Annotated in this window: 25 protein-coding genes; 16 read left to right on the top strand and 9 right to left on the bottom strand. The window is 61.9% G+C overall.

Annotated elements, in window-relative coordinates; all coding sequences use genetic code 11:
- Nucleotides 1-19 precede the first annotated feature (19 nt).
- The 8 genes from GGQ90_RS08800 to GGQ90_RS08835 all read left to right on the top strand — a co-directional run bounded on the left by GGQ90_RS08800 (nucleotide 20) and on the right by GGQ90_RS08835 (nucleotide 8,193).
- Nucleotides 20-646, top strand: coding sequence for a hypothetical protein (locus tag GGQ90_RS08800; RefSeq protein ID WP_223178169.1), 627 nt, complete (start codon nucleotides 20-22; stop codon nucleotides 644-646).
- Nucleotides 643-5,493 (top strand): SGNH/GDSL hydrolase family protein, encoded by a 4,851-nt coding sequence (locus GGQ90_RS08805; protein ID WP_188081789.1) that lies wholly within the window; start codon nucleotides 643-645, stop codon nucleotides 5,491-5,493. Before GGQ90_RS08800 ends, GGQ90_RS08805 begins: the two co-directional genes overlap by 4 nt.
- 15 nt (nucleotides 5,494-5,508) lie before the next feature.
- The gene (locus GGQ90_RS08810; RefSeq protein WP_188081790.1) at nucleotides 5,509-6,300 is read left to right on the top strand and encodes a hypothetical protein; all 792 of its coding nucleotides are present in this window, start codon (nucleotides 5,509-5,511) and stop codon (nucleotides 6,298-6,300) included.
- A complete protein-coding gene (locus GGQ90_RS08815) occupies nucleotides 6,297-6,503 on the top strand; it encodes a hypothetical protein (protein ID WP_188081791.1) in 207 nt (68 codons plus the stop codon). The genes GGQ90_RS08810 and GGQ90_RS08815 overlap by 4 nt, the downstream gene beginning before the upstream one ends.
- Entirely contained in the window at nucleotides 6,485-6,847 is a 363-nt protein-coding gene (locus GGQ90_RS08820; RefSeq protein WP_188081792.1) for a hypothetical protein, read from the top strand. The genes GGQ90_RS08815 and GGQ90_RS08820 overlap by 19 nt, the downstream gene beginning before the upstream one ends.
- Entirely contained in the window at nucleotides 6,847-7,389 is a 543-nt protein-coding gene (locus tag GGQ90_RS08825; protein WP_188081793.1) for a glycoside hydrolase family 108 protein, read from the top strand. Before GGQ90_RS08820 ends, GGQ90_RS08825 begins: the two co-directional genes overlap by 1 nt.
- Complete coding sequence (locus GGQ90_RS08830; RefSeq protein ID WP_188081794.1) at nucleotides 7,386-7,589, top strand: hypothetical protein; 204 nt, start codon at nucleotides 7,386-7,388, stop codon at nucleotides 7,587-7,589. Before GGQ90_RS08825 ends, GGQ90_RS08830 begins: the two co-directional genes overlap by 4 nt.
- A gap of 61 nt (nucleotides 7,590-7,650) precedes the next feature.
- Nucleotides 7,651-8,193, top strand: a complete 543-nt coding sequence (locus tag GGQ90_RS08835; RefSeq protein ID WP_188081795.1) for a hypothetical protein — start codon at nucleotides 7,651-7,653, stop codon at nucleotides 8,191-8,193.
- Here the strand turns inward: GGQ90_RS08835 and GGQ90_RS08840 are convergent.
- From GGQ90_RS08840 to GGQ90_RS08875, 8 genes are read right to left on the bottom strand one after another with little or no spacing between them, the layout of a single operon-like run.
- Nucleotides 8,183-8,530, bottom strand: coding sequence for a hypothetical protein (locus tag GGQ90_RS08840; protein ID WP_188081796.1), 348 nt, complete (start codon nucleotides 8,528-8,530; stop codon nucleotides 8,183-8,185). The genes GGQ90_RS08835 and GGQ90_RS08840 overlap by 11 nt on opposite strands.
- Nucleotides 8,527-8,952: an HNH endonuclease signature motif containing protein gene (locus GGQ90_RS29990; RefSeq protein WP_188081797.1), complete on the bottom strand. Its 426-nt coding sequence runs from the start codon at nucleotides 8,950-8,952 to the stop codon at nucleotides 8,527-8,529. Before GGQ90_RS29990 ends, GGQ90_RS08840 begins: the two co-directional genes overlap by 4 nt.
- Complete coding sequence (locus GGQ90_RS08850; protein ID WP_188081798.1) at nucleotides 8,949-9,380, bottom strand: hypothetical protein; 432 nt, start codon at nucleotides 9,378-9,380, stop codon at nucleotides 8,949-8,951. Before GGQ90_RS08850 ends, GGQ90_RS29990 begins: the two co-directional genes overlap by 4 nt.
- Nucleotides 9,377-10,558 carry a hypothetical protein gene (locus GGQ90_RS08855; protein WP_188081799.1) on the bottom strand — a complete coding sequence of 394 codons (1,182 nt, stop codon included), beginning with the start codon at nucleotides 10,556-10,558 and terminating at the stop codon, nucleotides 9,377-9,379. Before GGQ90_RS08855 ends, GGQ90_RS08850 begins: the two co-directional genes overlap by 4 nt.
- Nucleotides 10,551-10,787, bottom strand: coding sequence for a hypothetical protein (locus GGQ90_RS08860; protein ID WP_188081800.1), 237 nt, complete (start codon nucleotides 10,785-10,787; stop codon nucleotides 10,551-10,553). Before GGQ90_RS08860 ends, GGQ90_RS08855 begins: the two co-directional genes overlap by 8 nt.
- On the bottom strand, nucleotides 10,784-10,999 hold the full coding sequence (locus GGQ90_RS08865) for a hypothetical protein (RefSeq protein WP_188081801.1): 216 nt from the start codon (nucleotides 10,997-10,999) through the stop codon (nucleotides 10,784-10,786). Before GGQ90_RS08865 ends, GGQ90_RS08860 begins: the two co-directional genes overlap by 4 nt.
- Nucleotides 10,996-11,667: a hypothetical protein gene (locus GGQ90_RS08870; RefSeq protein WP_188081802.1), complete on the bottom strand. Its 672-nt coding sequence runs from the start codon at nucleotides 11,665-11,667 to the stop codon at nucleotides 10,996-10,998. Before GGQ90_RS08870 ends, GGQ90_RS08865 begins: the two co-directional genes overlap by 4 nt.
- Nucleotides 11,664-12,077, bottom strand: a complete 414-nt coding sequence (locus GGQ90_RS08875; protein WP_188081803.1) for a GIY-YIG nuclease family protein — start codon at nucleotides 12,075-12,077, stop codon at nucleotides 11,664-11,666. The genes GGQ90_RS08870 and GGQ90_RS08875 overlap by 4 nt, the downstream gene beginning before the upstream one ends.
- Nucleotides 12,078-12,271: 194 nt before the next feature.
- Between GGQ90_RS08875 and GGQ90_RS08880 the strand changes: the two genes are divergently transcribed.
- The 8 genes from GGQ90_RS08880 (at nucleotide 12,272) to GGQ90_RS08915 (ending at nucleotide 19,960) form a co-directional block, all read left to right on the top strand.
- A complete protein-coding gene (locus GGQ90_RS08880) occupies nucleotides 12,272-12,745 on the top strand; it encodes an A24 family peptidase (protein ID WP_188081804.1) in 474 nt (157 codons plus the stop codon).
- Nucleotides 12,746-12,795: 50 nt separating this feature from the next.
- On the top strand, nucleotides 12,796-13,809 hold the full coding sequence (gene cpaB, locus GGQ90_RS08885) for a Flp pilus assembly protein CpaB (RefSeq protein ID WP_188081805.1): 1,014 nt from the start codon (nucleotides 12,796-12,798) through the stop codon (nucleotides 13,807-13,809).
- 1 nt (nucleotide 13,810) lies between these two features.
- On the top strand, nucleotides 13,811-15,361 hold the full coding sequence (locus tag GGQ90_RS08890) for a type II and III secretion system protein family protein (RefSeq protein ID WP_188081806.1): 1,551 nt from the start codon (nucleotides 13,811-13,813) through the stop codon (nucleotides 15,359-15,361).
- 16 nt (nucleotides 15,362-15,377) lie between these two features.
- Nucleotides 15,378-16,031, top strand: a complete 654-nt coding sequence (locus tag GGQ90_RS08895; protein ID WP_188081807.1) for a CpaD family pilus assembly protein — start codon at nucleotides 15,378-15,380, stop codon at nucleotides 16,029-16,031.
- Between the two features lies 1 nt (nucleotide 16,032).
- Nucleotides 16,033-17,328, top strand: coding sequence for a P-loop NTPase (locus GGQ90_RS08900; protein ID WP_188081808.1), 1,296 nt, complete (start codon nucleotides 16,033-16,035; stop codon nucleotides 17,326-17,328).
- 62 nt (nucleotides 17,329-17,390) lie between these two features.
- Nucleotides 17,391-18,389 (top strand): type II secretion system F family protein, encoded by a 999-nt coding sequence (locus GGQ90_RS08905; RefSeq protein ID WP_188081809.1) that lies wholly within the window; start codon nucleotides 17,391-17,393, stop codon nucleotides 18,387-18,389.
- Nucleotides 18,390-18,407: 18 nt separating this feature from the next.
- On the top strand, nucleotides 18,408-19,397 hold the full coding sequence (locus GGQ90_RS08910) for a type II secretion system F family protein (RefSeq protein ID WP_188081810.1): 990 nt from the start codon (nucleotides 18,408-18,410) through the stop codon (nucleotides 19,395-19,397).
- 134 nt (nucleotides 19,398-19,531) lie between these two features.
- Nucleotides 19,532-19,960 carry a DUF2147 domain-containing protein gene (locus GGQ90_RS08915; protein ID WP_188081811.1) on the top strand — a complete coding sequence of 143 codons (429 nt, stop codon included), beginning with the start codon at nucleotides 19,532-19,534 and terminating at the stop codon, nucleotides 19,958-19,960.
- Between the two features lie 68 nt (nucleotides 19,961-20,028).
- On the opposite strand, the gene GGQ90_RS08920 is transcribed toward GGQ90_RS08915, so the two are convergent.
- On the bottom strand, nucleotides 20,029-20,367 hold the full coding sequence (locus tag GGQ90_RS08920) for an ArsR/SmtB family transcription factor (RefSeq protein ID WP_188081812.1): 339 nt from the start codon (nucleotides 20,365-20,367) through the stop codon (nucleotides 20,029-20,031).
- Between the last annotated feature and the right edge of the window lie 195 nt (nucleotides 20,368-20,562).

The following is a 20,562-nucleotide window of genomic DNA, read 5'->3' on the forward strand; positions in this document are numbered from 1 at the left end:
CAGCTTCGCCTCGCGCGAGATGATGGTCCGCGCCAACGTCATTTCGGGCGGGATAGCGATCAACGGCGACGAAAGCGTGATTGCCACGGATGGAGGCGGCCGGTGGGTCGCTGATTATCAGAACGCGCCGCTCAACCGTCGTGAGAAGGTTTTGTCATGGCGCGCGCTTCGGGCGCTTCTCAACGGCGGAACGCGCGCGATCATATTCCCGATCTGCGACGCCCGCCACCAGCCCGTAGCGTCTCGCCAGCATGTCCCTCACAGCGATGGTTCGCCGTTCAGCGATAGCAGCCTCTACAGCGGTGGGGATTGCGAGGTCAGGGCCGCCGCGAACGCACCTCTGCGCGCCACGTCGATGACCATGGATATCGTGACGCTCGGCAAGCCCCTCATCGCCGGAGAGCGGTTCAGCATCAACCATCCGACCTGGCGCGACCGCCTCTATGAGATCGCGACAATCGATGGCGACGACATCACCTTCCGCCCACCGCTGCGCGAAGCCGTCACGGCTGGGACAGAACTCAACTTCTCCGACCCTCGCTGCGTGATGCGGCTGTCCGGTGACATGTCGGCGCCGCTCAGCGGCCCGCGCTTCGCCACCGGCTCCCTCATGCTGGTGGAAGACATGACCGGGAGCTATGAATGAGCCAGGCCATTGATGACCTGAAAGTTGCCTGGCGCGATTTCGTCACCGCCGGGATTCCAGCGTCGGGCGAGAACGAGCCTGACAAGGGGCAAATCCGCGCCGGCCTGGACAAGCTGGACACGCTTCTCGCGACGATCGGCTCTGGCCTGCTGCGCTATGGCGACGTCCCCGCGATGGACGCCGACACGTCGCAGGACGATGGTGCGCTGGCCTATGTCTACCTGAACAACGGCAGTGCCGCGGACCCCGCGAACGGCTTCTATGAGTGGACCGGCAGCGCGTGGATCGCCGCCCCGTGGTATCTCTCGGGCACTGGCATCGAAGATATTCTCACGCTGGCCGCCCTCTCCACCGGCAACCTCCTCCCCGACGTAAAGGGCCTGAACGTCGACAGCCCGACGCCGATCGCGGGTGTGACGGTGACGACGGACAGCGACGATGCGAAGATCGGCTTCACGATCGCATCGGGCCAGACGGGCGCAGGGGCAGTGCTTATCGCCTATCCTCTGCACGACACCCGCACGATTGCCAGCCTCGCAGGCAAGACGATCCGCATCCTCGCGACCTATGCGGCGTCGGCCAACTTCCTCGCCACTAAGGGCCTCGCTGCCGAGTTTGTCGATATCGGCCACTTCGCCGGCACCGCGGGCGGCAGCCTCGTCTACGAGGGCCAGGTCGGCAACCTGCTCACCCGACTGGTCGAATACACGGTCTTGGGCACCGAGGATCACCTCGGGATCATCGCCCTTGTCCCGCCAGCGGCTCCGGCAGGCGCGGCAAGCCTGACGCTCAATTCGGTGTCCTATAGCGTGGTGGGCGACAATGCCGCGACGCTTGACCTCGCGATGGCGCAGAAGTCGGCAGAACGCTTCGGCCTCTCGCTGGCTGGAGAATTTCAGAACGGCGTCGGGCAGAAAGGCCTCGGCCCGGTCGATAGCACGGTCGTGGTCCTGCGCGATGCGACCAAGGGCTATGCCAACGGCCTGCGCATCCTCGCGGGCAACACTGGCGCCGGCAACAGCATGTCGGTCTTTACGCTGGTGGCGCCTGAGGACTTCGTTCTGGTGCGCGGCGCACGGGTCCGCCTGACCGTCGTTCTCAAGACCAGCACCGTCTTTGACCGCAAGCTGGACATTCTGGCGTCGGGTCATGTCCGCGCAACCGGTGGTGGGCCTCTCAACGAATATCGCGCCCTGACCCAGCACATCCGACCGGGCCGTCTCGTCGCGGTGATCGAAGGCATTTTCGACCCCGGCACCGAGCAGATCACGATCACCGTCAACAACATCAGCACGGCCAATGCTGCGGCGGATCAGGACTGGCAGTTCGATGATGTCCGGTTGGAGATCATTTCCACGGCTGAAGGATCGCTGACCGGGGCGCAGGCGACGATGGCGCTGCAGCGCAATTTCTGGGCGCGGCGGCAGGAACGTCCGGTTGGCCAGCAGGTCAGCGTCGCGCTGAGCGGTGGCGACTTCACGAACCTCTACAGCGCCTTTGCCAATGTGGTTGCCTATCAGGATGTCCTGCTGTCCGGCACGATCACGGCGACGACTTCGACCATTTCAACCCGGCCGTTCTTCCCGCCGTTCGAGAACGCCATTGTTATCGGCGTGGGAGCGACAAGGCCGCGCATTCTGCTGCAACAGCCGGTTGGCACTTCGCTGCCCGATGTGGAAGGCAATAGCGCGTCCGACTTCCATTTCAGCGGCTATTTCACCAATGGCAATGTCGGCGGCTTTGGTATGCGATATGCCATCCACACCGACGACGGATCGAACGGCTATAAAAATCAAAAAATGGTCTGGGAAGACTATGTTTTCCAGCATGACGGGAACGATCACATAGCCAGCGCATGGCGCAATACCGCCGCCCTTGGTTATGGTCTTTCCGATGGGAGCCATAAAATCTTTAATGGCGTTAATTTCATCGCTTGGAATTACGATGCTGCCATCGGTCACGGTGACCCTCTCGCCAAAAAACCCGGCCGTATCGAATTCATTAATGCCGCTTTCTGCGCGCGACCGAAGTTCACTGATCCCGGTGCAAGTGTCGGTGGCCTTCGTCATATGGTTACGTCTGCGCTTGTTCGGGACCGCCTCGATATTACCGGCGCAAACCTGAACGGTGCGCTCATTGTCGGTAGTTCCCCATGGAACGAAACCGATCCGCTTAAAATTCCCGCGTTCAAGATCAACCTTAGCGTTGTTGGCCACGCAAATGCCCCGTTCTCGTTTGTTTTGGATGATGACGGCTCAAGAGCCTTGCGTATCACCAGCGCCACGAAAGGCCCCGGCTCGTCTGTTGTCGTGAATAATACAGCAGCGGCCGTTAATAAATTGCTTGGTCCGGTTGACAAACGAGCAACCCGCGCGGGTGCAACAAACGTTGCCGCATCGGTTACGGGTTACTATGATATTGCTACTCGTAATGTTGGCCCGAATAACGACCAAGCTGTAACGCAGATAAGCGCACGGCTTACTGTTACTGATCCTTTCACCGTCACAATTGACGGCGGATCGCCTGTAACGTTTACGTTTGATGCGGGTATGAACAGCGCCCAATGGCTGACGGCCGCGCAGACCGCGCTTGGCTCCACTGCCACGATTGAACTTGTTAACTTGAATAACAATTATCGGCCGGAATTTCCGACCGAAGAAGAACGGGTTTGTAACCTGTCGTCCGTTATTATCCCACAAAAAGCAGCGGTTCGTTGGGCGGATGCCGGGCGCCCCTACGTTCAGGTGATGACCCCGGCGGATGATGCGTCAACCTTCGCAGGCTTCTGCTATGCTGACGAAATCCTGCCTAACGGTTGGGGCCGGGTAAAGTCTTCCGGGCAGATTAATCTGTCAATGGATGCTATCCGTTCGGATAGTGGCACGATTTATTCGGGTGATACTTTTGTTGTCTCGACAACTGACGGTAAGATTGCAGTCGGTAACGGTGCGGTCATTGCGGTTGCCGTGAATAGCCGTGATATCCGGTTTGAGGCCGGAACGGTTGAAGCGTTTCGCCTGGACAACTTGACGGCCGATCAGGTTGCGGATGGCGAAACCAAGGTCAGCATGACGGCAGAGGAGCGTGTAAGACTGCAAGAACTGAGCGTTATTTTTCGCAGCATTGACGGTGTTGATGGGATCGTATTCACGGACTCGGCCAGCAATGAGGTTGGCTTCATTCCATTCGACGCCACTCGCTCAACACAATTTCCGTTTCTCACCGCAGCCGCTGATCGAGCAACTGTCGGTCCTTTTACGGCCTTCGCTTCTGCCGGTGGCGCGGGCCTGTCCATTGTTGATGCGCACAGGATGGAGGTAGCATTCATCCCGTTCGATGATCTTGAACTTCGCCTGCCGTATACCAGCATTAAAAAGGACGCATTCACGGTGGGTCCGTTGACGGTTAGCCTGATTGAAGGCATCGACGGCATCGTTTTCACCGACAAGCATCGTTTTGGTATCCTCCCACCGGGGGCGAGCAACGAAGGCGACTCCCTCGACAAGGCCGCCGTTCTCAAGCAATCGCGGCCTGCAAATTCGGTAGTCACCCAAGGCCACTCAAAGACGCAGCAGAATAGCTGGAGCAGCCCGACAAACCCGAGCAACCCGAACGGGGGCACCGCCCGGAAAGCCGACCTCGGATGGCTGGCGTGGGCGGACTATTATCTGCGCGGTTCGATCAACTGGATTTGGAACGCCGGTGTAGGCGGCGAGAACGATGCTCAAATCATCGCACGCATGGCTAACGATGTCGTCGCGAAAGACCCGGCATGGTGTTTCATGATGGGTGGCACCTGCAACTCCATCAATGTTGGCCGCACCGCAGCCGAGATCATCGCTACCCAGATCGGCACGGAAACGCAGGACAGTTCCAATTCAATTCTTGGCATTCTGCAGGATGCCGGTATCCGAACGCTGTGGCTGACCGATCCGACATGGCATGATGGCCATGCGGACCTCACACCGGCGAATATTGCTACGCTGAACCGCGTCAACCGGGCCATGCTGCGCGCCCCCGGCTACAAAAGCGGGCTGATGGCCGTAGATGCTGCCGGTCTGTTTGTGGACCCGCTATCGGCCACGGGATCAGCAAAGCAATATTGGCTTCAAGACGATGACAATATCCACCCCTCTCCCTTTGGTGCGCGACATGCCGGATATTTAATGGCGCAGCGCCTGCTTGCGGCGGGCTTCCCGCTCATGGATATTCTGGTTGCATCGGCGGCCGACACCTACGACAATTCGGCCGCAAGCCGTCAGCTTCTCGACAATCCGTTGATGATTGCCACAGGTGATCCGCTACCGTCTGGTGGGATAGTTAGCGGCCGTCTGCCAGACGACTGGATCATAGAAACAACCGGGGCCTGGGCGGACGGAAGTATCACCTCGGCCTTGGTGCCACGGCTGGACGGGTACGGCTACGACTGGGTCGTCAGCGCGCTGAACGCACCCGCCGATGGCTCCAGATTTACGCTGATAGGGCAGGACATTCGCAGCCGCGTCACAACCGGCGATGTGCTGGAAGCGGCGGCGCAAGTCGATATCACGGGCATGTCGATGGTCAAGGGCCATGAGCTGGTATGCGCCTTGAGTGATGGGTCCGTGTTCCCCGCGATTTCCACGCTGGAGCGCGACGCGACCGTCAATAGCGGCGCGGGTTGGGGATATCAGTTCTACGATCAGGCCGACCTGGTCGGGGGCGTGATGAAAACCGGCAAGGCCAGCGTGCCAAGCAATTCAATGACGGACAGTTCTGGCAGCCTTCGCTTCCGCACAACCTTCGGCGGCGCGGGCGGTGCCGCCACCGTCAAAATGTCCCGCGCCCAGCTTCTGAAAAACTCCTGATCGAAAGGTATCGATATGACTGCTCTTAACATTCAGAATGCTGAGGCCATTTCAGCTCCTTCGGTTCGGACTGGCAAGGTTTATCCTCCGAAAGTAGATGGCCTGCGCGGGCTGTTTTTTCTCGGCGGTTCAATCAATGAGAGCATCGCTAACCGATCCCCGTGGCAAGGGGCGCAGCCTAATGCGATTGCGGTAGGTGCGCCTGCGGTTAACGCGTCGTATCTCACGCTGAAAAACATGACGAACTATTTGCAGACGCAGATCGCCGAAGTCGAAGAGATGACGCTAATCGCGTGGCACACAGCCGAATATCTCAACTTCAATGCTATCTCTAACACATGGACAACGCGGCAGGGCGGCACCGGGAATTCATATGGTGTTTCGCTCGCAGTCGGTGGCGGTTCGAGCCCAGCGACCGGCAAGCAGAACCGAGCGATCGCAGGTTACAAAACAACGGAGGAGCAGACCGCGGCTGGATCATCGCTGACGACCTCTCACACCGCAGTCATAAACGGCGGCGGCGCAGGCTCGTATATGACCCATGCAGCCCGATTCACCGCTACGGAAGTCTGTCATGACATCCTGACTAATGCATCTGGCAAGTCCACAGCGCTGTTCGGCTCGAATATTCGCGACAAGGCATCTGGGCTTCTGCGCATCGGCAGTTCGTCCGTTGGCGGGGCTGATGACGCCTTTAACATGTGTGGGGCGATCATTGCTGAGGGATTCTGGTCCGACGAAGACCTTTCAGACTGCTATGCGTGGCTATCTGCGCTTGAACTCGATGTGCGCGGTATCTCCGTATGATCGCTGATAAAACCAATCATGCGCAGCCCGTTGGCAATATCAATATCACAGCCGAGATGATCAAGGCAGGCGCTATGGAGATGCGCAGATTTCAAATCGGTGAGCCGTTGGAGCGTGTCGCAGAAGCAGTTTATTTGGCGATGGTCATAGAGGCTAATGCACACACAACAGGGAGCGGCGGCGGATGGCCTCTGAATATCTAGAGCAGATCGGCGCGGTGGCAACGTTGGGCGCGAGCGGTGGCGGCGGGTTCTTCGCGGTCAAATGGTTCGCCGAATGGATCGCGGGGCGGCTCGACAAGCGAGAGCAGCGCCTTGACGACACTGCGGCGAAACTGATCGCTGGGCTGGAACAGCGCATCGAAACGCTAACGTCACGCCTCGATATGGTCGAACGACTGCTGGCGGACTGCCAGAAACAGCACGCTAAGGCCGAGGCCGAGGTGATGAAGCTGACCGCGATCGTGGAGAGCAAGGGGATCATCAACCAGAAGGCGCAAGCGATCGTCGCGGCGGATCGCCTGGCGCAGGCTCAGGGGGAATTGTGATGGCCACCATCAACGCAATCATTGAAGACGTGCTGGCGAACGAGGGCGGCTATGTGAATGATCCGCGCGACGCCGGGGGCGAAACCAACTTCGGCATCACGATCGCGACGGCGCGCGCCAACGGCTTCACCGGCCCGATGAAGGCCATAACCCGCGACTTCGCGCGCGGCGTCTACGTGAAGCAATATGTGGAAGCGCCTGGCTTCGACAAGATCGCGGCTATCTCGCCCTCGATCGGCGCCGAGCTGGTCGACACGGGCGTCAACATGGGACCGAAGGTGGCGGCGCAGTTCCTCCAGCGCGCGCTCAATGGTCTGAACAATCAGGGCAAGGACTATGCCGACCTTCTGGTTGACGGATCGGCCGGGCAGAAGACGCGCGACGCGCTGACCGCCTTCCTGAAGAAGCGCGGCGCCGAAGGTGAGCGCCGACTGTTGCTGCTGCTCAATGCTCTCCAGGGTGAGCGCTATCTGTCCCTGTGCGAGGGCCGGGCTGCGAATGAGGCGTTTCTGTTTGGCTGGCTGGCAAGGATCGCGGCATGAGCCAGCCCCACGCCCTCATCGCCTTCATCGCAACCCTGGCAACGCTGCTCATGGTCCTGATCGCGTCATTCGTCGCCGCCTACATGGTGCCCCAGCTCATCGGCAAGATCGAGGCGTTCGGGTTGGGGACTGTCACCGGCGGCCTCGTCACGCTGGCGGCCTCGTTCCGGCCTCGCCACCCACAGGAGCCGCAGCCATGATCTTCGCCGCTGGATTTTTCATGGGCGCCGCGACCGTCGTCGGCGGGCTGGTGATCGCGGCATGCTTGATCTGGAAGCAACTGGCATGATTCCCCTGCCCGCCTCGATCCGTCCCTACCTGCTCGGTGCCGCCGGAATCGCCATCCTCGCCGCTGCCATCTGGGTATGGCGCATTGACAGCCTGCGCGCGTCCCACAAGGCCGACGCGGCGAACGTGCGGCGCGAATACGCCCTGTTCCGCGAGCAGGTGACGGCCAAGGCAACGGAAGCCCTGACAGCTCAGAAGGCCGTCAACGCCGCCCAGGAACAGAAATGGAAGGAGAGGGCCCATGCGGCTGACCAGATGCACGAAACCGAGCTGGCTTCGGCGAACGCTGCTGCTGAGCGCTATATTCGCGACAACCGCCTGCTGCGGCAAGCAGTCGTTCGAGGTGCGGGCGGGGAAGCCGGTGGAGCCGCCCAAGGTGACAGTGCCCAAGGTGGCGACCGATCCGGTGCGGCTGCCGACCTGGTTGCAGTGACGGCGGATGATGTGCGGATCTGCACCGAGAACACCCGCCGGCTGATCGATGTGCGGGATTGGGCGCTGGGGCTTAATCCTTAGCCCCCGCCTCCCGCGCTTCGGAGAGGGCGGCGCGGGCGATAACTTGGGCGTCTTTGTCCCGAAGCGGCCGATTATGGTGTTCCGAACCAGTAAACCGGATCGTTCGTCCATCAGATATTTTGCCCAGCGCCTTCCGCATCCGCGCAATCTCCTCATCCTTCCCGGCGGTTGCAGCGGCGACGGACTGGAGGCGGTGGGAAACGATCCGGCGCACAGTCTCGCTATCGCCGTCGTCCAGCGGATAGCCGGTCAGCCACATGTGCAACTCGCGATCCGCATCCGTCACCCCGCCAGCTTCCGCGACTGGCTGGGCGGGGGCGGGTTCTGTGCTCGTCATTTGTTCCTCCTTTCGCGCTTCCACTGCCGGTCGCACTCTCTGCATTTCCTGCGCGTGCCGTCGCCACGAACTACGATTTTCACGTTTTCAGCCGAAAGCTCATGCCCGTTAGAGCAATGAGTTTTCCGGCTATTTATGGCAGTAGGAGCATCCCCACGCAGTGTGTTGACCTTGCTAGTTACTGGCTCAAGGTGTGCCGGGTTCACGCACAGTTTGTTCCTGCACAAGTGATCGATGGTAAGGCCGTCCGGTATAGCCCCAACCTTTTCTTGATAGGCAACTCGATGGGCGAGCTGCGAACGGAAATTGCCATACCCGCGACTATTCGTGGCACCTGTCCAAACCCAACATTCATCACCGATAATTACCTTCGACCAAAACGGGCACGGCTCCAGCTTCTCGGCTTCTGGTCTGTCAGTCATGGGCGGTGCTCCTGCAGGGTGAGGGGGAATTTTTGGCGGGCGACGATTTGCGGAAATGATTTGCAGGCGAATGCGAAAGCCTGTTCCGCCTCTGGCCAGCCGAAGCCCCGAACATAGAAGCCTGAATTTGATGCGCCGCGCTTATCCCCTGACCGGTCCCACCAATAGAACGCATACCAGAAGGTCAGGCCGCCGCAGGTCCACCACACGCGACCATCAGGATCGTCGGCGCGCTTTCCATTCTTGAGCAGGCCGCCGTCCATGTGCGAAGGCTTCCACGGCAGTTGAATGGCGGACGCCTCGCGCTCCCAGACGGTTCGGCCTTGGGGATCGTGTAGGTAATGGCCCGGAGCGCCCCAGCATCCCCAATATAGCGCTGACTTCCCAGCCTCATGGCTGCGCCGAATAGCCGTTTCGAGGTCCATCATTCATCCCCCTTCTGTGAGGCGGCGACATCGGGATGCATGGCATAGCGGTCTGCGCTCTGTGAGGCGGCGAGGGCGCGTAGCTGCGTCGGGACCGCGATCATCTGGAAGCCCTGTGGCTCGACCTCGACCACGTAGCGGTGCTTGCCCTTGGTTGTCAGATAAGACGCGACGATGACGCCGTGCCAAATCGCCTCGCCTGTGAACTTCTCGACCGGATCGCCGATAGCAAAGCCCTCCCCCTCCCCGTCGAACGCCTGCCCGCGAGATTGGGGGCGACAGAACAGGTCGTATTCGCCGTCATCATCGGTGTCCGTGTGCGAATATTTCCAGATTTCACCAGCGTCTATTTTCAGACCGCTTATCCGGCCAGAAAGCAATTCGTTCGGCGTCCATTCGTGCAAATAGCATTTACGCTTTTCGACGGGTGTATCGTGAGATTGGGGCGGGTGGGCGAGGGCAGGGGCGATATGCTGTTCGATGATATCGCGCACCTCATCCCAATCGGACAGGCTGGCAACCGCGATCTTTTCAGGGCCATAGACCGAGAAGCCCATGCCCCCACCTTCGATGTCGAGAAGCTCGCCTAGCCACAGTTCCTTGCCGCCGCCCAAGCCGATCATGATGCCGACATCGGGGTCGCCGTCTTCTTCGCTGGAATGCCACTGGACATGACCCGGTTCCAGCCCCTCCCCCGCGTCGAACTCTTGGCCGAGACGCTGGAGCGTGGGGAGTGGGGCTTCGGTAGGCTGTTGAGCGTCACGCCACTCAGCATATTCCATCACGATCCCGATAATCGTGTCATCGAAATATTCAGACTGAGCATCCTGCCACGCCTGCAAATCCGGTCTCTGACTGCGGCTAATGCCGGGTTGTGCCTGATGCCGGCAAAGGCGCATATCGACGTTCACGAGCCGCATCACATCCTTTGTCGCGGCCTTCATGTCGCAGGAGAAATCCGCACCTCGGCAATGCTCAACCAAGGCATCAACGATGCGGCGCGCTTCAACGAGCGAAAGCATGACCTTCGGAGCCACCGGCTCCCCGGCCTGCTCAAGGGCGGAGATCAGCGTCTGGCAATCGCTGGCCAGCTGCTTGCTATCGGACGCGCCATCAATTCCATAGTGCGGGTGAAAGCGGGCCTTGATCCGCTCAATCGCCATCTTCACAGCATCAGTCATGTTCGTTTTCCTTGGATAGGAGGTGGGCGCGGACCTGCTCGCCACGCTTTGTCAGGGTCCAGCGGTCACGGAATCCCCGCGCAGTCACGCGTTTGAACAGGCCGAGCCTGCCGAGCGGGCGCATGACCGATGCGGCATACTGACAATTACCGAAGGCGATGCCGCGCCGCGCGATGACGAAGGCCTGATCCTCCGTCAGCTTCTCGGCTATCTGGTGGGCGGGGGTCATGCTGCGAGGCCTTCCGCCAGGGTCGCCACATGGATCGCCCAGTCTGCCATGCGATAAGCGTATTCGAGAGCGAACGGCTTGTAGGATCGGATGTGAGCAACATACTCGGCTGAGGTGCATTGCGCCGGATCGAACAGAGGCCGGCTATCCAGAGGGCTGCGGGTGTTGAACTCGCTGACTAGAAACAGATCGGCTAGTTGATCGCGTGTCATGCTGCAGCCCTCCTATTCTTCGCGAGGCGCGCAAGGCTCAGCAGCAGGTCGCGGAACGGACCAGGCGTGCGGTTGCGGATGCGCACCTTGTCCTTGCCGCCGACCATGGCCATCATCCCGATCCGCCGCGCCTTGGCATATCCGTAGCGCTCCAGGGCGCGGGGGTGCAGCCGCTGCCTACCCTTGCCCCAGATCAGTTCGGGCAGGTCTTTGGGGTCCACGCCGTTGACGTAAAGCCACGTCAGCTTGTTCGCGAAATGACCATAGTGCCCTTGGTCGACGCAGCAGGTCCATCCCCCGAGCATATCAGCGCGAACCCATCCGCCGTCCCGTGGGGGGGCATTCAGATTGAAGTGTGACCAGGCTTTGCTGTCAGCCGGATGCTCGATGACGCCGCCATGCTCGCGAGCCGATTCGAGTGCATGCTCGAAGCACCCGCCATCATCGCCCAGCTTGAACTGGTGAGGCTTGCGCGTGCTACCGTGCCAGAAACGGCCCCAGCGCTTGCAACTCGGATGCGCCACGACAGGCCAGGGGCCGGCATAGGTCCGCCCATCCATATGAACGGTCGTTGAGCCATCGGCATGGTCTTCGCCGTGCCCAACGACCTGGACGCCGGGCAGTCCAAAATAGCAGCCGTTGGTTTCGACATAGAGGGCGGCGATCATACACCCCTCCCCATCAGATCGGCGGGGCGGGTGGCGTTGAGGATTTCAGCGACAGCACCAACCGGGATGACGCCCCATTCCTCCATGAGGGCCACATGCGCTTTCCAGCGCCGCTCTTCGTGCCTGCCAGGCCGGAGCGCAGCGATGCGGTTTATCTCCTTGGTCATCGCGGCGCTGCGTCGGAACCACTCCCCGCGGATGCGCGTGTCAGCGAACATGCGGTGATAGTGGGCCTCAAGGGTAGCGTTGCCGGCGACGGAGGCGAGCAGCCTCAACGGCACCGGGTTTCCGATCTGGAGACTGTGCAGGCGCCTCCGCACGTCCTTTGCGATGCCGATCTTTACCAGACCCCGATCGCCGCCGATGAAATAGACGTGAGTCGTTTGATCGATTAAGCTGCTGTCAGCCATTGCGAACCTCCATTCGCTTGGTGAGGGCCGGGTGCGTTTGCAGACGCATTTCCGGCCCGTTTTTGTTTTCCATTCGGCCGCTATGATATTGATTTAAATAGCGGAGGTTTTGCGGTTCAATCCGTGGAGAGCCGCAGAAAACCTTCCTTCTTGGTAAAGGTTTGGTAAGCCATATGGTCTAGTGCCTGACCCTCATGTTGGGGGAATATTTCAGACTGGCGCTGATCGCCGCACTGGGCATTCTGCTGATCGCAGCCGCGATCACGGACCTGCGTGCGCGCATCATCTCCAACCGGCTGAACCTGGGCATCGCCGCCCTGGCGCCACTATGGTGGCTCGCCTGCGGCCTGCCGTTCTGGCCTGGCATGGCGGTGCAGTTGCTGGTCGGCCTGCTGGTCTTCGTCCTGTTCGCCGCGCTGTTCGCGTTCGGCATGATGGGCGGCGGCGATGTGAAGCTGCTCGGCGCGCTGGCGCTGTGGTTCCCGTGGCAGGCAGTGCTGACCTTGTTGACGCTGATGGCGATCCTGGGGGGGGCCGTGACGATCGTCACCGTGGTCCACCACCGCCTCCGCCGGAAACAGGGGCAGCCCGAAATACCCTACGGCGTAGCCATATCGATCGCCGCCCTTTGGTTACTTGGCGAACGATATCTTAACCAATTTGCGTGATGTTTGGGGCCTGGGGGCAGTGCACCCATTTGAGAAAGGCGAGTTCCGTCATGGATGCTAAGAAGATCGTGCTGCTGGTGGGGGCGTTAATCATAGCGGTCACTACAGCTTTGCTTGCACGCAGCATGCTGAGTTCTTCATCTACGCCGCAGGTGAACGCGGCCGCAATGCCGAACGAGGCGGATCAACCGCATGTTCTGGTCGCGACCAAGGCCCTGCCGGTGGGGACCATATTGGATGCGGAAAGCTTCCGCTTCCAGCCCTGGCCCAAGGATCTGATCGAAGCCGCCTATTATCTCAAGGGCCAGGCCGATCCGCTCAAGCTCGCGGGCAGCGTGGTGCGCAATCCGATCACCGCCGGCCAGCCGCTGACCCAGGGCGCCGTCATCCGTCCGGGCGACCGTGGTTTCCTGGCTGCTGCGCTCGGTCCGGGCATGCGCGCCGTCACCGTGCCAGTGTCCTCGCAGAACGCGGTTGCCGGCTTCGTCTTCCCGGGCGATCGCATCGATCTGGTGCTGACCCAGACGGTCTCGGGCGGCGGCGATGGCGCCCCGCTCAAGGTATCGGAAACGATCCTGCGCAACCTGCGCGTGCTCGCCACCGACCAGCGGACCGACGCCATGGGCCCCGATGGCAAGCCCGTCGTCCAGACCTATTCCAACGTCACGGTCGAAGTGACGCCCAAGATCGCCGAAAAGCTCGCCGTGTCGCAGACCATCGGCTCGCTGTCGCTGTCGCTGCGCTCGATCGCCGACACCGCGTCGGACCTGGATGCCGCCATCGCCGGCTCTGACGTCGACCTGCCCGATGGCACCAATCCGGGTTCGGAAAAGTCGATCATTGCCAAGATCGCCGCTCGCCCGGTCGATCGCGGCTCCACCTATTCGACCGGCGCCGACGTGTCGCGCTACCAGCGCAGCAGCGTCCCGGCCAAGCCTGATGCGGCCATGCCCGCGATGGCAGCTCCGGGTGGCGCACCGGTCGGCACGGCCGTCTTCAAGGGGCCGACCGTCCGCATCGCCCGCGGCACCAATGTGACCGAAGTTCCGGTCGGGGGGAAGTAAGATGAACGCTTACCAGATGCTCGCGCGGCACAAGGCGGCCCGTCCGCTCGCCGCCCCGGCGATCGCGCTCGGCCTGGCTATCGCCGCCGTCGCGGCGCCCACCACGGCCCTCAACGCCGCCCCTGCGGCCGATCAGGACAATGCGATCCTGATGTCGGTCGGCGGCAGCAAGGTCGTCAACCTGCCGGCCAAGATGTCGGACGTCGTCATCGCAAACCCCGAAGTGGTCGATGTCCATGTCCGCACCAACAACCAGCTCTATCTGATCGCCAAGAAGCCGGGCGAAACCACCGTCTTCGTGACGGCCGGCAATGGCAAGGTGCTGTTTTCGGGCACCGTTCGGGTCGGCAACAACCTGACCACCATCGACGACATGCTGCGTCTGGCGATGCCGGGTGCCAACATCGCCGTCAACAAGATGAACGGCATGGTGCTGCTGACCGGGACGATCAAGGCACCCGAAGACGCGGCCGAAGCCGAACGCCTGACCCAGGCCTTCGTCGGCAAGGAAACGACCGTGGTCAGCCGCCTGCTGATGGCTACCCCGCTTCAGGTCATGCTTCAGGTGAAGATCGCCGAAGTCAGCAAGGATGTCGGCCACAAGATCGGCACCAACTTCGCCAGCGTGGATCGGGGCAATTCCCTGGGTTTTGTGGGCGGCGGAAGCCGAGCTTTCTCGACCTACACCAAGCCGGAAATTGATACGGCTACCGGATTGATCACCAAGCCTGCCGAATGGGCATTCTCCACCCCTTCCGATGGTTCCTACAGCCTGGGCGGCGTTGCCCGCCTGTTCGGCATGGACATCGCCGGCGCACTCGACCTCGCAGAATCCAGCGGCCTTGCCACCACCCTGGCCCAGCCGAACCTGACCGCACTGTCGGGCGAAACCGCCAGCTTCCTGGCCGGCGGCGAGTATCCCTACACAGTCAACAACGGCCCGTCGTCGGGCAACAGCATCCAGTTCAAGCAATATGGCGTGCAACTGGCCTTCACCCCGACCGTGCTGGCCGATGGCCGCATCTCGCTGCGCGTCCGCCCGACCGTGTCGAGCCTGGACTTCAGCGTGAACAGCACCGTTCCCGCCCTCAAGAGCCGCACCGCCGAAACCACGGTGGAACTGGGCTCGGGCCAGGGCTTCATGATCGCGGGCCTGCTCAACAATGAAACCGGCAATACGATCAACAAGGTGCCGGGCCTGGGCAATGTCCCGATCCTGGGCAGCCTGTTCAAGTCGCGCAGCTTCCAGCGCAGCGAGACCGAACTGGTGATCGTCGTCACCCCTTATCTGGTGAAGCCGGTCAACGCGTCCGACATTCGCCTGCCGACCGACGGCTTCCGCAATGCCAATGTTGGCCAGGGCCTGTTCCTCGAACAGACCCATGACGGCGTCAGCGGCGCCCTGCCAAACATGCCCACGCGTGCCCCGGGTTCGCCCGTGGCGCCCACACCCGGCCCGCAGGCTTCGATCGCGGCGCCCGCGCTTGCCGCCCGCGAAGAGAGCCGGTCGTCCGGCAAGTCGGGCGGCGCGACCCCCGGCTTCAGCTTCTGACGGAAGGACGAAAGACATGACTTCCAAGTCCTACAAGAGCATCGTCCGCCTCGGCACCCTTGCCCTGCTGGCGCTGCCGCTCGCGGCCTGCTCGACCGACACCACCAATCGCGGCGTGGACTCGGTCCACCAGCCGGTCGTCAGCTATACCAGCTACACGTTCGACGTGCAGGCTGGCGGCGGCCGCCTTGCTCCGGCAGAAGCCGCGCGCCTGGATGACTGGTTTGCTTCGATCAAGCTGAGCTATGGCGACCAGGTCGCGATCGTCACCGACGCCGGCTATTACAGCCCCGACCTTGGCGAAGACATCGCCAATGTCGTCGCCCGCCATGGCATGCTGCTGGGCCAGGACAGTTCGGCCGCTGCCGGGTCCGCTCCCGAAGGCGCCGTCCGCCTGGTCGTGCGCCGCACCACCGCATCGGTGCCGGGTTGCCCCGACTGGTCGAACAAGGCCGAAACGCCGATGAGTCTGGGCACGTCGTCCAATTTCGGCTGCGCCATGAACAGCAATCTGGCGGCAATGGTCGCAGACCCCGAAGATCTGGTCCGCGGCCAGAGCAGCGACAGCGAATTGCGCACCGCCACGTCGAACCGCGCCATCTCCACCTATCGCGACAAGCCTCCGACGGGCTCGGGCGACCTCAAGCAGCTCTCGAACGGAGGCCAGTAAGATGAACGCACCCTGGAAACATGGTTCCGTGGGCCAGCGCGACCCCTTCCACGCCTTCGTTTGTGACGATCACAGCTTCGACCTGCTGCGCGCCGTCGCGTCCGAAATGGGCTGGGCACCGGAAAAGGTGAACAAGGGCGGCATGCGCAACGCCGTGCAGAGCCTGTCGATCACCGCCAGCCCTCAGATCCTGTTCGTCGACATGTCCGAAAGCGGCGATCCGCTGAACGACATCAACAGCCTGGCCGAGGTATGCGAACCCGGCACCGTCGTGATCGCGGCGGGCCAGGTCAATGACGTGCGCCTCTATCGCGACCTGGTCGCCAGCGGCATCCAGGACTATCTGCTCAAGCCCTTTGGTGCCGACCAGTTGCGCGATGCGCTGGCCCAGGCACAGGCCGTCTTCCTCGCCCCGCGCGACGCCGGGCCGGAACGGCCGCACATGACGGTCGCGGTCGTCGGCACCCGTGGCGGCGTCGGCGCCTCCAGCATGGCCACTTCGCTCGCCTGGATGCTGAGCGAGAAGAAGAAGCGCCCGACCGCCCTGCTCGATCTCGACATCCATTTCGGCACCAATGCGCTGGCGATGGACCTGGAACCGGGTCGCGGCCTTACCGACGCAATCGAAAATCCCAGCCGCATCGACGGCCTGTTCATCGAGCGCGCCATGGTCCGCGCCAGCGACATGCTGGCCATCCTGTCGGCCGAAGCGCCGATCAATCAGCCGATGATGACCGACGGCGGCGCCTTCTACCAGTTGCTGGAGGAGTTTCGTCAGGCGTTCGAATGCAGCATCATCGACCTGCCGCGCAACATGCTGATCCAGCACACCCACCTGATGACCGACGTCAATGTCGCAGTGGTCGTGACCGAACTCAGCCTGGCCGCGGCGCGCGACACGATCCGCATCCTGTCCTGGCTCAAGTCGAACGCGCCGCAGGCCCGCGTCCTGGTGGTCGCCAATCGCGTCCATCCCGGTGCGCCGGAAATCAGCCGCAAGGATTTCGAACAGTCGATCGAACGCAAGGTCGATGTGATCGTGCCGTTCGACCTGCGCATCGCGGCCCAGGCCGCCAAGCTCGGCAAGACGCTGGCGGAAACGGCCAAGGGCAGCAAGGTCGGCGCCGCCTGCACCGCCATGATGGACGAAGTGCTCGGCTTGGCCGGCGATGAGATCGACAATCCGGGCGGCAAGTCGGCAGCCAGGAAGGGCGACTCCCTGCTCGGCAAGATTGGCGACTTCAAGAGCATGATCCCGTCGCGCCGCAAGGACAAGGCGACGGCACTGGAAGGCTGACGCGCGGGCCGCTTCAGGGCGGCCCCGCACAGGCACATTCACGCACGGGGAACGGGCGAACAATGGACGGCAATTTCCTTCTGATCTTGGTGCTGATCGCGACCATGCTTGGTCTCGTCGTGGTCGCCTTTGCCGGCCCCTCGCCCGACAAGGCCCAGAAACGCCGTGTCGCCCTGATCCGTGGCCGCCACAGCGACTCCACCGAGGCGATGATGGAAGCGCGCATGCGCAAGGCCATCTCCAACCGGGCCACCGGCAACGAGGCCAAGATGCTGGTGTCGCTGATTCCCAATCCGGAGAATCTGGCCAAGCGCATCCGCATGACCGGCAAGAAATGGACGCTCAGCCAATATATGACGTCCTGCGCGGTGGTCTTCCTGCTGACCACCTTGTTCCTGCTGATGCGCGGCTTCCCCTTCCTGCTCGCTCTGATGGTGGGGCTGGCAGCCGGTCTTGGCCTGCCGCATCTCTGGATCGGCCGACTGATCAAGAAGCGGATCAACCAGTTCACCGGCAAATTTCCCGACGCCCTCGAACTGCTGACCCGCGGGCTTCGCTCGGGCCTGCCGGTTGGCGAGACGCTGGGTATCGTATCAACTGAAATCCCCGGTCCGGTCGGCGAGGAATTCAAGCTGATCACCGAGCGCATCAAGATCGGCAAGAGCATGGACCAGGCGCTCCAGGAAACCGCCGATCGCCTCGGCACGCCGGAATTCCAGTTCTTCGTCATCACATTGGCGATCCAGCGCGAAACCGGCGGCAACCTGGCCGAAACCCTCCAGAACCTTGCCACCGTGCTGCGCCAGCGTGCCCAGATGAAGCTCAAGATCCGCGCCATGTCGTCGGAATCCAAGGCGTCGGCCTATATCATCGGCGCCCTGCCGTTCCTGGTATTCGGCATGATCTGCTACATCAACTTCAACTATATGAGCCCCTTCTTCACCCCCGATCCGGCGGGCATTTTCGGGCTCTCGACCATGCAGGTCGTCGGCATTGGCGGCTTCTGCTGGATGGGCATCGGCGCCTTCATCATGGCCCAGATGATCAACTTCGAGATTTGACGGGGAACGGATAGAGATATGGACGCCCCTACCCCCACCGGCACCCTGTTCGGCATGACCGCGACCGATTTCGGGACGCTGCTTGCCGCGCTGGCCACGCTCGCCACGCTCTACGCGCTCTATGCGGTGATGACCGTGCGCGATCCGATGGCCAAGCGGGTCAAGGCCCTGAACGAACGCCGCGAACAGCTCAAGGCCGGCATCACCGCATCGACCGCCAAGCGTCGCGCCAAACTGGTCAACAAGAACCAGACCACCGACCAGATGCGGTCATTCCTGACCAGCCTCAAGGTGCTGCAGGACGATCAGCTCAAGGACGCCCAGATCCGCCTGGCCCAGGCCGGCATCCGTTCCAAGGACTGGGCGGTCGCGGTGATCTTCGGTCGCATGATCATGCCGATCGTCATCGGCAGCACCGCCGCGATCCTGCTCTATGCGGTCGGCATCTATCCCGAATGGGGTGGCGCCAAGCGCTTCATGGCCTTCGCCGCCGCGCTGCTGCTCGCCTACAAGGCGCCCGACATCTTCATCGACAACAAGATCGCCAAGCGCTCCGCCGCGATCCGCAAGGGCCTGCCCGACGCGCTCGACCTGCTGGTCATCTGCGCCGAGGCCGGCCTGACCGTCGACGCCGCCTTCAGCCGCGTCGCTCGCGAACTGGGCCGCGCCTATCCCGAACTGGGCGACGAATTCCAGTTGACGGCGATCGAACTGAGCTTCCTCACCGAACGCCGCATGGCCTTTGAAAACCTGGCCACGCGCGTAAAGCTGGACGCGGTCAAGGGCGTGGTCACGACCATGATCCAGACCGAGAAATATGGCACGCCGCTGGCCTCGGCACTGCGCGTGTTGTCGGCCGAGTTCCGCCATGAACGCATGATGCGCGCGGAAGAAAAGGCCGCCCGACTGCCCGCAATCATGACCGTGCCGCTGATTCTCTTCATCCTGCCGACCCTGTTCGTCGTCATTCTCGGCCCGGCCGCCTGCTCGATCAGCACGGCCTTCTAAAAAAATCGGGCTAAGGAGGGGGCGCTGCCGTAGCGTCCCCTCTTTCCGTTTCCGTAAACTGCCGGCAAACGCCTAGCGCGCTTCATTTTCCTCCCTTATTCTCGCCCTCAACCCTAAAAGGAGAGGATCGCATCATGACCATCAAGACCGGCGTTCGCATCGCCATCGCCGCTCTGGCCGCCTTCACTGCCACCCTGCCCGCTTATGCAGCCCAGCCCATCACCGGCCGCTGGTCGACCGTTGACGGCAAGGCGATCGTCCAGATCGCGCCGTGCGGAAAGAGCATCTGCGGCAAGATCGAGAAGATCGTGAAGCCGACGCCCGGCCGCCCCCAGACCGACATCAAGAATCCCGATCCCGCGCTGCGCACGAAGCCGCTGGTGGGCCTGGCCCTGCTGTCGGGCTTCAGCGATGCCGGCGATATCTGGAAGGGCACGATCTACGACCCGGAAAGCGGCAAGAGCTATACGTCCAAGGTCAGCCGCAATAGCGACGGCACGCTCAAGGTGCAGGGCTGCATCGCCTTCTTCTGCAAGACCCAGACCTGGACGCCGCTGCGCTGATCCCGCGCGCCGACCGGCAAAAAGAAGGGGCGCCAATGGCGCCCCTTTTGCTATCCATATTTCCCCGTTCAATCCCCGGCATGCTCCATTGGCGTGAAGCGCTGCGACCAGAGCGCGCCATAGATCGCCATCCACTGCACCACCGGCCCCAGACCCTTGGTCCGCGCCGCATACCAGGTTTCACGCCCCGTCCGCCTCGCCGTCACCAGTCCGGCGCGCTTGAGCTTGCCCATATGGCGGGACACCATCGGTTGCGAAACGCCGGCCACGGCGGTCAGCGCGACGACATTCTGCTCCCCCTCGCGCACCAGATATTCCAGCAGGGCACGTCGCGTACCGTCGGACAGCGCCTTGAAGAGTGAATCACTGTTCGCTCCCAGATCGCCTCTGAATTTCACTTCCGTCATCCAATTTTCATAATCATCTGGTTATGAATTGGTCAAGCGGCGGATGATTTTCGACTCGCCCGCGCCATTAACCAAAAAAAATGAAAAGCGGCGCTCCGCTGAGTCTTTTGAGTCACACTACCCGATGATGAGTCTCGCGCGACTCGCATGACTCAATATGTTGTGGCTACCCGCTTCGTTCTCCACCATCCTCGC

Origin of the sequence: Sphingobium scionense, assembly GCF_014197035.1 — a bacterium.
Classification (GTDB): Bacteria; Pseudomonadota; Alphaproteobacteria; order Sphingomonadales; family Sphingomonadaceae; genus Sphingobium; species Sphingobium scionense.

Bases quoted from the DNA above. Each gene is read 5' to 3' on its own strand.
- GGQ90_RS08910 (WP_188081810.1), top strand. From the start codon at position 18,408: ATGGACGCCCCTACCCCCACCGGCACCCTGTTCGGCATGACCGCGACC.
- GGQ90_RS08870 (WP_188081802.1), bottom strand. From the start codon at position 11,667: ATGATCGCCGCCCTCTATGTCGAAACCAACGGCTGCTATTTTGGACTG.
- GGQ90_RS08815 (WP_188081791.1), top strand. From the start codon at position 6,297: ATGATCGCTGATAAAACCAATCATGCGCAGCCCGTTGGCAATATCAAT.
- GGQ90_RS08855 (WP_188081799.1), bottom strand. From the start codon at position 10,558: ATGACTGATGCTGTGAAGATGGCGATTGAGCGGATCAAGGCCCGCTTT.
- cpaB (WP_188081805.1), top strand. From the start codon at position 12,796: ATGGATGCTAAGAAGATCGTGCTGCTGGTGGGGGCGTTAATCATAGCG.
- GGQ90_RS08805 (WP_188081789.1), top strand. From the start codon at position 643: ATGAGCCAGGCCATTGATGACCTGAAAGTTGCCTGGCGCGATTTCGTC.
- GGQ90_RS08905 (WP_188081809.1), top strand. From the start codon at position 17,391: ATGGACGGCAATTTCCTTCTGATCTTGGTGCTGATCGCGACCATGCTT.
- GGQ90_RS08850 (WP_188081798.1), bottom strand. From the start codon at position 9,380: ATGATGGACCTCGAAACGGCTATTCGGCGCAGCCATGAGGCTGGGAAG.
- GGQ90_RS08810 (WP_188081790.1), top strand. From the start codon at position 5,509: ATGACTGCTCTTAACATTCAGAATGCTGAGGCCATTTCAGCTCCTTCG.
- GGQ90_RS08880 (WP_188081804.1), top strand. From the start codon at position 12,272: ATGTTGGGGGAATATTTCAGACTGGCGCTGATCGCCGCACTGGGCATT.
- GGQ90_RS08900 (WP_188081808.1), top strand. From the start codon at position 16,033: ATGAACGCACCCTGGAAACATGGTTCCGTGGGCCAGCGCGACCCCTTC.
- GGQ90_RS08860 (WP_188081800.1), bottom strand. From the start codon at position 10,787: ATGACCCCCGCCCACCAGATAGCCGAGAAGCTGACGGAGGATCAGGCC.
- GGQ90_RS08890 (WP_188081806.1), top strand. From the start codon at position 13,811: ATGAACGCTTACCAGATGCTCGCGCGGCACAAGGCGGCCCGTCCGCTC.
- GGQ90_RS08915 (WP_188081811.1), top strand. From the start codon at position 19,532: ATGACCATCAAGACCGGCGTTCGCATCGCCATCGCCGCTCTGGCCGCC.
- GGQ90_RS08820 (WP_188081792.1), top strand. From the start codon at position 6,485: ATGGCCTCTGAATATCTAGAGCAGATCGGCGCGGTGGCAACGTTGGGC.
- GGQ90_RS08825 (WP_188081793.1), top strand. From the start codon at position 6,847: ATGGCCACCATCAACGCAATCATTGAAGACGTGCTGGCGAACGAGGGC.
- GGQ90_RS08920 (WP_188081812.1), bottom strand. From the start codon at position 20,367: ATGACGGAAGTGAAATTCAGAGGCGATCTGGGAGCGAACAGTGATTCA.
- GGQ90_RS29990 (WP_188081797.1), bottom strand. From the start codon at position 8,952: ATGACTGACAGACCAGAAGCCGAGAAGCTGGAGCCGTGCCCGTTTTGG.
- GGQ90_RS08800 (WP_223178169.1), top strand. From the start codon at position 20: ATGATGGTCCGCGCCAACGTCATTTCGGGCGGGATAGCGATCAACGGC.
- GGQ90_RS08875 (WP_188081803.1), bottom strand. From the start codon at position 12,077: ATGGCTGACAGCAGCTTAATCGATCAAACGACTCACGTCTATTTCATC.
- GGQ90_RS08840 (WP_188081796.1), bottom strand. From the start codon at position 8,530: ATGACGAGCACAGAACCCGCCCCCGCCCAGCCAGTCGCGGAAGCTGGC.
- GGQ90_RS08835 (WP_188081795.1), top strand. From the start codon at position 7,651: ATGCTTGATCTGGAAGCAACTGGCATGATTCCCCTGCCCGCCTCGATC.
- GGQ90_RS08865 (WP_188081801.1), bottom strand. From the start codon at position 10,999: ATGACACGCGATCAACTAGCCGATCTGTTTCTAGTCAGCGAGTTCAAC.
- GGQ90_RS08895 (WP_188081807.1), top strand. From the start codon at position 15,378: ATGACTTCCAAGTCCTACAAGAGCATCGTCCGCCTCGGCACCCTTGCC.
- GGQ90_RS08830 (WP_188081794.1), top strand. From the start codon at position 7,386: ATGAGCCAGCCCCACGCCCTCATCGCCTTCATCGCAACCCTGGCAACG.